Here is an 11,897-nt window from a genome sequence, read left to right as displayed (position 1 = left end):
GCATGGAGAAACAACAATGAAGAAGACGCTCTTGGCAGTCGCGGTGAGTACTGGGGTACTCAGTCTTAGCCAGCCAGCCTCCGCTGAATTTTTTGCAGACAGCAAAGCCGGTCTGGAAGCGCGTAACTTCTATTTCAATCGCGACTTCCGCCAAGACTCAGCCAGCCAATCAAAGCAGGAGGAATGGGCCCAGGGCTTCCTGCTGCGCTACGAATCCGGGTTCACCGAAGGGACAGTCGGCGTGGGCATCGACGCCATCGGCATGCTTGGCCTCAAGCTGGACTCCAGCGCCGATCGCTCAGGCTCGGGCCTGCTCAAGCGCGATAAAGAAGCACCTCGTGCCGCGCAGGATGAATATGGCGAGATGGGTTTAACCGCGAAGCTACGTGCTTCGAACAGCGTGCTGAAATTAGGCACGCTGCAACCCAAGCTGCCAACCGTCCAAGCGAACGACTCGCGCCTACAGCCACAGACCTTTCAGGGCGGACATCTCAACTCGCTGGAGATTGACGGGCTTACCTTTGATGCAGGCCAGCTCAAGCAAGTAAGCCAGCGCGACTCCTCCGATAGCGAAGACCTCAGCATTACCAGCGGCTCTGCCCGCGCTATCAGTGGCGGTGGAACCCAGACGAGCGATGAGTTCAGCTTTGCCGGGGCGACCTACAAATGGAATAGCAACCTGGCCACCGCCTACAACTACGGCAATCTGGACGAGTTCTACAAGCAGCATATTTTCACTGTCCTGCATACCTTGCCGCTAGGTGACAAACAGTCGCTAAAAACTGATCTTCGCTACGCCCGCTCCACCGACGAAGGCAACAGCAACGTCGACAACAAAGCATTTGGGGCGATGTTTACCTATGCCTTTGGTGGCCACGCCCTCGGCGTTGGCTACCAGAGTATGAGTGGAGACACTGGTTATGCCTACATCAACGGCACCGATCCGTTCCTGGTCAACTATGTGCAGATCGGCGACTTCGCGAACAAGGACGAAACCTCATGGCAGGCCCGCTATGACTTCAACTTTGCCAGCGTTGGCATCCCTGGTTTGACGTTCATGACCCGTTATCTGACCGGCGACGATATTGATCTAGGCGCAGGCAACGCCAATGGTAAGGAGTGGGAGCGCAATACTGACATCGCCTATGTCTTCCAGGACGGCGCGCTGAAGAATCTGGGCGTGAAATGGCGCAACGCCACACTGCGCTCTAGCAATTTCGGCAACGACGTTGATGAGAACCGTCTGATCGTCAGCTACACACTTCCGCTGTTGTAATCATCAAACCTCAGCGCGGAACTAGTAGACGAGTGCCGCGCTGAGAACCGCCCGCGCTGATAAAGTGATACTGCCGGAAGTTCAATTCCAAACATAAAGCTCCTCCCTCCATCAGATTACAAATAAGTAATCCTGCTGCGATCCTGGCGTTAGGTTCGTCTCGTTAAGCTCAAAGTACATGCATTTTGCTTGGCACGAGCTTTGATCGCCCCCCATGTTCGACCCTCTCACCATCGACCACCAACTAGCACAGATTTTCTTGACCAGCGCGCGCTGCGCCTGCTTTAGGCAGGCTGCACGCAGCCTAAACTTACATATCGTGCCGATGCGCAAAAAACTCAGGAAGCTGGAGGCAACTGTAGGTACCCCGCTATTCCTTTATAAAGGACGCGAGCTCAGCCTGAGCGCAACAGGACGTGAATTACAACAACTACTGATCCAGAAATTCGGTGACCTGCATCCAGAGGACGTCAGTGTCCAGCGAGCTCTGGTACGTCTTGCGGTGCCGACGGCACTGCTCACCGACCTGCTGGCCCGTGATTTGATCTCCTGGCTGCGTAATGACGCGGCCGTGAGACTAGAAATCATCCCACAGGAGGGCGAGCCCGAGAGGCTGGCAGAGGTCATGATTTGGATCACCGATCCCGGCACGCCAAGACCGACTCCAAGCTTTGCAATGACAACACCATTGATGCTTGCACGAATTCCCTATCGTGCCCATATGGCCAAACGTTATGCAGGTAAACGCCTACCGAGCTCTGTAGTCGACCTCAAAGATTTCATGCTGGTACAGCTCGCGGGAAACGCAACGGTTGACAGTTTCGAACCATGGAATCAGCTGATCCGTCAGCGGCAAAGCGCGGTCATTCAAGTGCATTCACAAGAGTGGGTCGTTGACTTGCTGCGTAACTCCTCCTGCATTGGCCTGCTACCTGGCTACATCTCCCATGTAGACCGTAACCTGCTGCCCCTTGACGAGTTATTCGAGACTGCCTTGGAACGGGTGGTCTGGATTTCAACGTCCCCGCTGGCAGCAGAGCAATCAGAAGTGCAGACACTGGTATCGCTCATCTACAAAGCCTTTGAAGATCGCCACAACTGGTTCACTCAGTAGCCCTGAGTAGTCCACAAGCAGCTAATTCACCAAATAGTCATCTCGCTGAAACAAACAAAAGTTTCCGCTCCTGCATTGAAACCCTCGCCCTGTAAGGCTTTCATTCGCCCCCTCGATCATTGAAATAAAAATGTCATCGAAAGTATGTGCAAGTGTAATACGCCTATCCGAGCCTGCCCCTCGTCTACCACACATGCTTTCGACGAGGATAATTACATGCTCATTGCTACCCCCAACTCTCAATGGCTTAACCGAGTCACGTGCGGGCTCCTGCTGAGCGCTGGAGGACTCGGTCTCAGTCAATCAGCGGCAGCTGATTTTTTGGCAGATAGCAAAGCTGGTCTGGAAGCGCGCAACTTCTATTTCAATCGTGATTTCCGCCAAGACTCAGCTAGCCAGTCAAAGCAGGAGGAATGGGCCCAGGGCTTCCTGCTGCGCTACGAATCCGGCTTCACTGAAGGGACAGTCGGCGTGGGTATCGACGCCATCGGCATGCTGGGTCTCAAGCTGGACTCCAGCGCTGATCGTTCAGGCACGGGCCTTCTAAAACGCAACAAAGAAGCACCTCGTGCAGCGCAGGATGAATATGGTGAGATGGGCTTAACCGCGAAGCTGCGCGCTTCAAACAGCGTGCTGAAACTGGGCACGCTGCAACCTCGACTGCCAACCGTCCAAGCAAACGATTCGCGCCTGCTGCCACAGACCTTTCAAGGCGGGCACCTGAATTCGCTGGAGATTGCCGGCCTGACCTTCGATGCCGGCCAGCTCAAACAAGTAAGCCAGCGCGACTCATCCGATAGCGAAGACCTCAGCATTACCAGCGGCGCAGCCCGCGCTATCAGCGGCGGCGGAACCCAGAATAGCGATGAATTCAACTTCGCCGGAGCAACCTACAAGTGGAACAGCAACCTAGCCACCGGCTACAACTACGGCAATCTAGACGGTTTCTACAAGCAGCATATTTTCACGGTCCTGCACACCTTGCCGCTAGGTGACAAGCAATCGCTGAAAACTGATCTGCGCTACGCTCGCTCCACCGACGAGGGCAACAGCAACGTCGACAACAAGGCATTCGGGGCGATGTTCACCTATGCATTTAGCGGTCACGCACTCGGTGTTGGTTACCAGAGCATGAGCGGAGACACCGGCTACGCCTACATCAACGGCACCGATCCGTTCCTGGTCAACTATGTGCAAATCGGTGACTTCGCCAACAAAGACGAAACCTCATGGCAGGCCCGCTATGACTTCAACTTTGCCAGCGTTGGCATCCCTGGCTTGACGTTCATGACCCGTTACCTGACCGGCGACAATATTGATCTAGGCGCAGGCGGTGCCGATGGTAAGGAGTGGGAGCGCAATACTGACATCGCCTATGTCTTTCAGGACGGTGCGCTGAAAAACCTGGGCGTTAAATGGCGCAACGCCACACTACGTTCAACCAACTTCGGCAACGACGTTGATGAGAACCGCCTGATCGTGAGCTACACCCTTCCACTGCTGTAATTAGCAATAATCCGTGCGTTGCACTGTTTGTGCAGCGCACGCATTTAGCGAAATGCACAGACGGCGACTATGGGGAGCCGCCAAGAGTGCATTACTACCGCTAACGATCGCCTCACCAAAGCTGACTTTCCAATGACCCACTCACTGATACCTGGGTAGAAATTGTTATCTTCGGTAGCCGACGCCTGTAATTGCTCTGACGAGTGCCAAACATAACTGACGTATCAAAACCTTTACTCTCAAAGAGTTTAGATCCATTACAGGAATGTAATTCTCGCTTCACGTTTGTGACAGGGTCTTGCGTTTATATTTTAATCACCACCTTGAAGGAGTGATTAAACATGAAAAACCTCAAAGTCATTGCTGCACTTTCCGCTATGGTTGTTTCCTCTGCAGCTCTGGCAGAAGGCGGCGCTGATCGTGTCTATGGTCGGATGATTCAGGCCAATGAGCAGGCCATGCAAGAGTATGCTGCCGCTAACGGAAAGAATCCGCCTGAAGTTATTCATTACCGCTACGGCATGAAACTCGATATCGCCAGGGTCGTGGCCACTACCCCGACGGACTCTAGCTGCGGTGTGATGCCGGCCCAGATGACCTACGAGGACTCCAATGGCGATCTGAATATTCTTGAATACCGGGCAGCCGGGACAGGTTGCCGTAATCAAAACTAGATAAATGACATCGCGCTGACTGAAATGTAATTTCCAAGTCACCCTGACGTTATTTGGCATGTGGAAATATGACCAATGCGTGCCTGGCTATGCCCGGCGCGCTTGGCACATATATGCGACCACACAATGACAACTGCCAATAACATCAGGAGCATTTATGAATAACAGAACCCTGTTAGGACTTTCTCTGCTCACTCTGAGCGTCAGTACCGGGCAAGCTGCAATGGCCGCCGGCGAGAAAGGCGAGGGATTTATCGAAGGCAGCAGCCTGACCATTCTCAATCGAAACCTCTACTTCAACCGCGATTTCCGTAAAGGCCAGTCCAGCAGCTCGGGTAATGGCTATTCGGAAGAGTGGGCGCATGGCGTGATAGGCAGATTCGAGTCTGGTTTCACCGAGGGCACCATAGGCTTTGGTGTCGATGCCTTTGCCATGCTAGGGCTCAAGCTTGACACCGGCGACGGCCGTTCTGGAGCAGGCGGCTCAGTCGACGTGATGCCTTACAATAGCCTCGGGCAGGCTGAGGACAACTACTCCAAACTGGGGGGCGCGGTGAAAACTCGGTTCATGGATACCGAGATCAAGGTAGGCGACGTCTTTCCCGTCAGCCCGGTCGTCCAATACGGTGATGCACGGCTTTTACCGGAGAGTTTCCGAGGTGTCACCGTGGTCAACAGCAGCGTGGAAGGACTGTCGCTTCAGGGCGGTCGCCTCCACTCGATGAGCCAACCCAATACCAGCAGCATGCGCGACGGCTTCGCTACCTTCTACGCGGGCGAAGTGGACTCGCCATGGATCGCCTATTTCGGTGGTGATTACACGCTTAATGACAACGTCGGCTTTAGTCTCTACACCAGCCGCCTCAAGGATGCCTGGAATCAATATTACGCGGGCACCACGCTGAGCTACCCGCTTGCGGACGATGTCGCCTTGATCGGCGGGCTGAACTACTACAAGGCGGTCGATGAAGGGAGGCAGCTCCTCGGGAGCTTCGATAACAACATCTGGAGCGGCAAGGTCGGCATCCAATTCGGCGCTCATACAGTGCTGGTGGGTCTCCAGCGCAACAATGGCGATGATGACTTCGACTACTTGCGCCAATCGGACTCCATCTACCTCGACAACTCCATCCAGTACAGCGACTTCAACTCGCCGAAGGAGAAGTCATGGCAAGTGCGCTATGACCTGGATATGGAGCCTTTCGGTGTGCCTGGATTGAGCTTCATGACTCGATATGCCCAGGGCTGGGATGCCGACTACAGCAACGCCAACGAAGTCTATATGCGCCGTGATGACAACGGCGATCCGTTGACCAACCAGAAGCGCTGGGAGCGGGACATCGAGGCCAAGTACGTTGTGCAGTCAGGGTCGTTGAAGGACATGTCCTTTCGCATTCGACAAGCCACGACTCGCGCCACCGACTTCGAGTCGGATTTGGATGAGTTCCGCCTGATTGTCGAGTACCCGCTGGAAGTTCTCTAACCCTGGCAAGCGAGCGGGTTGATTGCCCGCTCGCTCCTTGGTCCTGCTGTCCCCTCGTAGTGCTCCTTTGGTTTGGAGACAGCCCTTGGCGCCCTAGGGCGCCTTTTTTACTTAGGTTAAAGGACGTATGAAAATGAGTCGGCCACTACACACAAGCGGCCGTGCTGGCAGGCAGTACTACTGGGCGGGATATTCTGCAACGACCTGATCAGAACCCGTCTTGGTCAAGCCAATGACCTGGTAGGCATGCTGTACGCCATCGACTTCCATGCCGGGGGAGCCCGCCGGCATCCCGGGAACAGCGATGCCCAGCAGATCATCGCGCTTGGTGAGTTCGATGACCTGAGCCGCCGGCACATGACCTTCGACGAACTTGCCGTCAATCACCGCGGTGTGGCAAGACGCTAACCGTGGCGCGACGCCCAGTCTTTGCTTCACTGCTGTCATGTTGCTTTCAACATGGTCGACGACTTTGAAGCCATTCGCTTCGAGGTGTGAAATCCACTTCTTGCAACATCCGCAATTGGCATCACGATGGACATCAATCGTCAGGGCATCAGCTGCTTGAACCGCAGACGTGACGGAGAGAGCGGCCAGTAAGGCCAGATATTTAGCTTTCATGTACGTGCTCTTTGCCATCGGCGTGGGTGTGGGTCTTGCGCGAGGCGTTCGGAGCCTGCTCGGCGTGATGATCACCTCCGTTGGACGACGCCTCATCCCCAGCATGGTGGTCATCGCCACTCATATCCGAATGGTGACCTGCCTTAGGTGCGGAGCCACCCTCGCTATCCGTAGCCGCGGCATCGTGATGACCAGGCTCTCCAGCATCACCTGATCCATGATGGTCATCGCCACCGCCACTATTGTCATGATGGCCAGGCTTGTTGTCGCCGTGCTGTCCTTCATGGTTATGCATCTGCGTTTCCCCACCACCGTGCTGATGGCCGCCACTGGATGCGACGAGTGTTTGGTATTGCTTGGCATCCATCGTCGGCAGTTGGTTGAGGAAGGCAACCATGCCCCAGATGTACTCGTCTCCCATGCTCTTGCCCCACGCAGGCATACCCGTTGCCTTGATGCCATGCTTGATCACCCAGAACGCTGCTGACGGATTGCCATCGACACCGATCTTGGCGAGGTTGGGGGGCGCAGGATAAAGCGATTGGCTTAGCTCGGTCTCCGCCACACCTGGCGCCAAATGACAGCCGATACACATGGAGTTGTAGTTGCCCGCACCGGCGCGAATAAGAGCTTGATCATCCAGGTTGGGAACCTCGATGTCCCGCGAACGGACTTCGATAGAGCGGTCACGGGCCATCGTGAGAAACGCATGCACTGCAGGAAAATGGGGATCGTCGGCCCCCACGTTGACCACGCCAAAGTAGGCGCCGGCCAGGACAGCTGTGCTACCGACCACGCCGGCCGCCACCAAAGTTTTAATTGTTCTTTTCATGTCAGGTTCTCAAAACCACATCCGGATACCGGCGACAAAACGCGCCTCGTCTACATCACCGCCCTCGTCGCGCACCATGTCTGCCGTGTTGCCATAGGAGCGGCTCCAGGAAACCCCGATATAGGGGGCAAACTGCCTGACAATCTCGTAACGCAGACGCAAGCCGAGCTCGGTATTTGCCAACCCAGACCCCACACCTCGCTCAGGATCGTTCTTGCCGTAGAAGTTCATTTCGGCAGTTGGCTGGAGAATCAGCCGGTTGGTCAGCAGAATGTCGTACTCGCCCTCCAGTCGGGCAGCAGTTTGGCCATTCTCGCCGACGAAGGCCGTGGCTTCGGCCTCAAAGGCGTAAAGCGCCATGCCCTGGATACCGAAGGCGGCCCAAGTCTGCGGCGACTCCGGTTTGAAGTCCTGGCGAACGCCCGCGACGACATCCCACCAAGGGCCGATCGAGCGGCCGTACAGCAGCTGTAATTCAGCATCCTCGGTCACGCCGTTGGTACGCTCGCCTTCGGAGCGGAACCAGACCCGGTTGATATCACCGCCTACCCAGCCCGACGCATCCCAGGCCAGGGTGCTGCCCTCATCTGCGTCCTGGTATTCGAGCTGATCGAGCAGGAAAAAACTGTTGATGGCGCTGTCGTGAACCTTGTGGCCAGGTAATGGCGGGAAAGCCGCTTGGCGATCAGCATCCGTCAGAACGGGAATCGGCGTACGGCTGGTGGTTCTCGGGGCTTCAGCGGAGCCATGGTTCATCTTTGAATGATCCATGCCCTCCATCTGTCCTTGCATGGCGCCATGCCCCATCTTGCTGTGATCCATAGCCTGGGCCTTCTCTTGGCTCTGGCCGTGGCCCATCTGGCTATGATCCATGCTGCCCGAAGCACCCTGCATGGCACCATGGTCCATCTTGCTGTGATCCATGCCCTCCATCGGCGCTTTGGCGGAACCGTGGCCCATCTGGCTGTGGTCCATCGACATGGAGCCGTGCCCCATTGCCGAATGATCCATTTCTTCCGCAGCCTGGGTAACGCCGCCGCTGAGTGCACTCAGCGACACGGCCAGCGCTATGAGGGACGGGCGTGAAAACCTAGTGGTCATGGTTCGAACCTGCTTCGGCTTCGGTGCCGCCATGCTTATCCATCATCTTCTCGTGCCCCATATCGTCATGGTTCATACCCTCATGATCCATGGCGCCATGATCCATCTGATGGCCAGCGGCCTTGCCTTTCGATTGATCTGCAGGCTTGTCACTGGCGTCGGGCGCAGCCGACTCGGCAGCATGTTGTTCGTGCTCGCTGTGCCCCTCACCTGCCAATGACGTCGGCGCGTGCAGAACAGCCAAAAGACTGAACATCGCTGCGCTGCCAAACAGGGCATTACGCTTCATAAAAGTACTCATCAGAAATCTCCTTTACTCATCCACACGGACTTCACGGAACATGCCCATTTCCATGTGGAGCAACAGGTGGCAGTGATAGGCCCAACGTCCCAACGCATCGGCGGTCACCCGATAGCTGCGCTTGGAGCCTGGCGGCATGTCGATGGTGTGTTTACGCACCAGGAAATTGCCGTTCGCATCCTCCAGATCACTCCACATGCCATGAAGATGGATCGGGTGAGTCATCATGGTGTCGTTGACCAGCGTGATGCGAACACGCTCGCCGTACTTGAGGCGCAGAGGCTCGGCGTCAGAGAACTTGATTCCATCGAAGGACCAGGAGAATTTCTCCATATGCCCGGTGAGGTGCAGCTCGATGGTGCGACTTGGCTCACGCCCGTCCGGATCAGGGAAGGTGCTGCGCAGGTCAGAGTACGTCAGGACGCGCCGGCCGTTATCACGCAGGCCGATACCTGGGTCGTCCAGCTTGTGCGTCGGCGTCATGGTCTGCATGTCGACCAAAGGATTGTTGGTCTCTGAGGCCGGGTGTGCCTGCATGTTGCCAGCCATGCCAGCCATGCCAGCCATGCCAGCCATGCCCGAATGATCCATTCCAGCCATCTGGCTGTGATCCATGCCGGCCATGCCACCCTGCATGCTCCCATGATCCATGCCCGCCATACTGCCGTGGTCCATTCCGGCCATGTTCCCGTGATCCATACCGCCCATGCTGCCGTGATCCATACCCATGTCGCCCATGGCAATCAGCGGACGCGGGTCGGGGCTGGGTACTGGTGCACTCAACCCCTCCTGTACAGCAAGGGTGCCGCGCGCATAGCCAGTGCGGTCCATGGATTGGGCAAACACGGTATAGGCCTGTTCGCTGTCTGGTTCGATGATCACGTCGTAGGTCTCGGCCACGGCGATACGGAACTCGTCGACGCTGACCGGTTTGACGTGCAGACCATCGGCCGCAACCACAGTCATCTTCAGGCCTGGGATGCGCACATCGAAATAGGTCATAGCCGAGGCATTAATGAACCGCAGGCGGATCTTTTCGCCTGGTTTGAATATGCCGGTCCAGTTGCCATCAGGTGCCTGGCCATTCATCAGGTAGGTGTAGGTGTAGCCACTGACGTCAGCGAGATCCGTCGGGCTCATCTTCATCTCGGCCCACATCTTGCGATCGGCTACGGCGGCGGACCAACCCATCTCGCTTACGTCATCGATGAAGTCACCAACGGTGCGTTTGTGCTGGTTGTAGTAGTCCGACTGTTTCTTGAGCTTGGCCAGTACCCGCGTTGGATTTTCATCCGTCCAGTCGCTCAGCAACACGACGTAATCACGGTCGTAACTGAAGGGCTCGGGCTCCTTGGCATCGATGACCAGCGCGCCGTATACGCCGACCTGCTCCTGCAGCCCCGAGTGACTGTGATACCAGTAGGTACCGTTCTGGTTGACCTTGAACTTGTACTCATACATGCCGTCAGGGGCGATGCCATGGAAGCTCAGGCCAGGAACACCATCCATGTTCGCCGGCAGGATGATGCCGTGCCAATGGATGGAGGTGTCCTCCTTGAGGCGGTTGCGCACGCGCAATGTGACGGTATCGCCTTCGCGCCAACGAAGAATCGGCCCAGGGAGCGAGCCGTTGATGGTCATGGCCGTGCGCGCTGCGCCGGTGATGTTCACCGGGGTTTCACCGATGAATAGGTCGAATTCGTTACCAGTCAGTACGTTGGGCTGGCCGGGGCTGTTCACCGCCCAGACCGGCGTGCGCCACATGCCCATGCCGCCGAGAATACCGGCGGCGGCGAGGCCTTTGACGAAAGTACGTCTTGTGGTTTTGCTTTGCATGCCGTTATGTCCAATCCGTCAGATGAGCCGGTGATATGCATCCGGTCTCGGGTTCATTGACTGCTCCAGTGTCGGGAGATTTGATCTTCAAGCCTTGCGTGCTGCGCAAGTTCCCCCTGACACCAAGCAGTATGAAACTGCCATATCTCAACCATCCGGGTGATTACATTTCTGTAAGGTTGAGGGGGCTCAGCAGCTGGCGTGTTCCGCCTGTTTGGCTTGGCTGCCGGCGACAGGAGCTTCATCGTTCTGCTGCTTGGCCAACTGATAGGCTTCCAGCGAGACCTGGCGGGCTTGTTCCATGCGTGCAAACGTGCGATCAGCACCGCCTTCGGCCATCGCCAGGCTGGAAACACTCAGGGCAGCAACTACAAACAGGGTTTTGATCGATTTCATTTCGTTAATCCTCAGAAGTTTAGAAGCCCCTGTAACTAGTGGGGACGAGCGTTAAGCTCGCTGCTACGTTAACCACGACGCCCTGTCAGCAACCTGATCCGAACATTACAGTTCTGTCAGTTTGCTATTTCTTTCTTGTAGGCCCTCCTGAAGGCTCGGTACTGTCTTCCTGCCCGCGCAGCCTTGCGGATTCCATGGGCCTGATCGGTAGCAATGCCTGAGCTAACTCGTTCATTCGCACCGACGGATCGCGACCATCAAACAATCAAGAGAGATAGCCACTATGTCGAACAAATCCAACGTAGCTACCGGTGCCGCCTTGGCTCTGGTGGCCGCCAGCCTGTTCTCCACCCTGCCCGTCCAGGCTGCTCAGGAAACCAAAGCAGCAGAAGTGAAGTGCTTCGGGATCAATGGTTGCAAAGGGCAGAACGACTGCATGACCGCGAAAAACGACTGCAAAGGCCAAGGCGAATGCAAAGGCCAAGGGTTCAAGTTGATGACCCAGACCAAATGTGACGAAGCCGGTGGCAAAACCAGCGAATAAGGCGGTTCAGGGGAGTGCATGCCACTCCCCTGCTGGAGTCTCGAATGAGTAAGCGCAAAACTCTGGGTTTCGGTCTTGGCCTTCGTAACGAGTATTACCGGCAGATCCTGGAGGAACGGCCTGCGGTCGACTGGTTCGAGATCATTTCCGAGAATTACCTGGTGGAGGGCGGCAAGGCTCTCTACTTCCTTGATGCGATCGGCGAGCACTACC

The 11,897-nt window shown here is 56.2% G+C and carries 13 protein-coding genes; 7 read left to right on the top strand and 6 right to left on the bottom strand.

Going from position 1 to position 11,897, the window contains the following annotated elements; genetic code table 11:
* Window positions 1-16 precede the first annotated feature (16 nt).
* The 5 genes from ACN8M7_RS25300 to ACN8M7_RS25280 all read left to right on the top strand — a co-directional run bounded on the left by ACN8M7_RS25300 (window position 17) and on the right by ACN8M7_RS25280 (window position 6,053).
* On the top strand, window positions 17-1,276 hold the full coding sequence (locus tag ACN8M7_RS25300) for an OprD family porin (protein WP_490262576.1): 1,260 nt from the start codon (window positions 17-19) through the stop codon (window positions 1,274-1,276).
* Window positions 1,277-1,490: 214 nt separating this feature from the next.
* Complete coding sequence (locus tag ACN8M7_RS25295; RefSeq protein WP_490262575.1) at window positions 1,491-2,390, top strand: LysR family transcriptional regulator; 900 nt, start codon at window positions 1,491-1,493, stop codon at window positions 2,388-2,390.
* A gap of 216 nt (window positions 2,391-2,606) precedes the next feature.
* Entirely contained in the window at window positions 2,607-3,896 is a 1,290-nt protein-coding gene (locus tag ACN8M7_RS25290; protein ID WP_490262574.1) for an OprD family porin, read from the top strand.
* A gap of 341 nt (window positions 3,897-4,237) precedes the next feature.
* Window positions 4,238-4,570: a DUF2790 domain-containing protein gene (locus ACN8M7_RS25285; RefSeq protein WP_017675718.1), complete on the top strand. Its 333-nt coding sequence runs from the start codon at window positions 4,238-4,240 to the stop codon at window positions 4,568-4,570.
* Between the two features lie 157 nt (window positions 4,571-4,727).
* Window positions 4,728-6,053, top strand: coding sequence for an OprD family porin (locus ACN8M7_RS25280; RefSeq protein WP_024616830.1), 1,326 nt, complete (start codon window positions 4,728-4,730; stop codon window positions 6,051-6,053).
* Window positions 6,054-6,230: 177 nt separating this feature from the next.
* Here the strand turns inward: ACN8M7_RS25280 and ACN8M7_RS25275 are convergent, their stop codons facing one another.
* The 6 genes from ACN8M7_RS25275 to ACN8M7_RS25250 form a co-directional block, all read right to left on the bottom strand.
* Window positions 6,231-6,674, bottom strand: a complete 444-nt coding sequence (locus tag ACN8M7_RS25275) for a DUF411 domain-containing protein (RefSeq protein ID WP_003246746.1) — start codon at window positions 6,672-6,674, stop codon at window positions 6,231-6,233.
* The gene (locus ACN8M7_RS25270) at window positions 6,664-7,506 is read right to left on the bottom strand and encodes a c-type cytochrome (protein WP_490262573.1); all 843 of its coding nucleotides are present in this window, start codon (window positions 7,504-7,506) and stop codon (window positions 6,664-6,666) included. The genes ACN8M7_RS25275 and ACN8M7_RS25270 overlap by 11 nt, the downstream gene beginning before the upstream one ends.
* A 9-nt stretch (window positions 7,507-7,515) precedes the next feature.
* The gene (locus tag ACN8M7_RS25265; RefSeq protein WP_003246748.1) at window positions 7,516-8,607 is read right to left on the bottom strand and encodes a copper resistance protein B; all 1,092 of its coding nucleotides are present in this window, start codon (window positions 8,605-8,607) and stop codon (window positions 7,516-7,518) included.
* Window positions 8,597-8,908 carry a hypothetical protein gene (locus ACN8M7_RS25260; RefSeq protein WP_003246749.1) on the bottom strand — a complete coding sequence of 104 codons (312 nt, stop codon included), beginning with the start codon at window positions 8,906-8,908 and terminating at the stop codon, window positions 8,597-8,599. The genes ACN8M7_RS25265 and ACN8M7_RS25260 overlap by 11 nt, the downstream gene beginning before the upstream one ends.
* A gap of 12 nt (window positions 8,909-8,920) precedes the next feature.
* On the bottom strand, window positions 8,921-10,744 hold the full coding sequence (locus ACN8M7_RS25255; RefSeq protein ID WP_017675722.1) for a copper resistance system multicopper oxidase: 1,824 nt from the start codon (window positions 10,742-10,744) through the stop codon (window positions 8,921-8,923).
* Between the two features lie 189 nt (window positions 10,745-10,933).
* Window positions 10,934-11,140, bottom strand: coding sequence for a co-regulatory protein PtrA N-terminal domain-containing protein (locus ACN8M7_RS25250; protein ID WP_004374659.1), 207 nt, complete (start codon window positions 11,138-11,140; stop codon window positions 10,934-10,936).
* A gap of 283 nt (window positions 11,141-11,423) precedes the next feature.
* Between ACN8M7_RS25250 and bufA2 the strand changes: the two genes are divergently transcribed.
* Both bufA2 and ACN8M7_RS25240 read left to right on the top strand, forming a co-directional pair.
* Entirely contained in the window at window positions 11,424-11,684 is a 261-nt protein-coding gene (gene bufA2, locus ACN8M7_RS25245) for a BufA2 family periplasmic bufferin-type metallophore (RefSeq protein ID WP_003460126.1), read from the top strand.
* Between the two features lie 44 nt (window positions 11,685-11,728).
* Window positions 11,729-11,897, top strand: a 169-nt coding sequence (locus tag ACN8M7_RS25240; protein WP_490262581.1) for a multinuclear nonheme iron-dependent oxidase, incomplete at its 3' end; no start/stop codon positions are given.

Origin of the sequence: Pseudomonas spartinae (assembly GCF_965197125.1) — a bacterium.
In the GTDB taxonomy this organism is placed as follows: Bacteria; Pseudomonadota; Gammaproteobacteria; order Pseudomonadales; family Pseudomonadaceae; genus Aquipseudomonas; species Aquipseudomonas composti_A.
The sequence above is the reverse complement of the archived record's forward strand: the minus strand, read 5'-3'. Positions and strand labels throughout refer to the sequence as shown.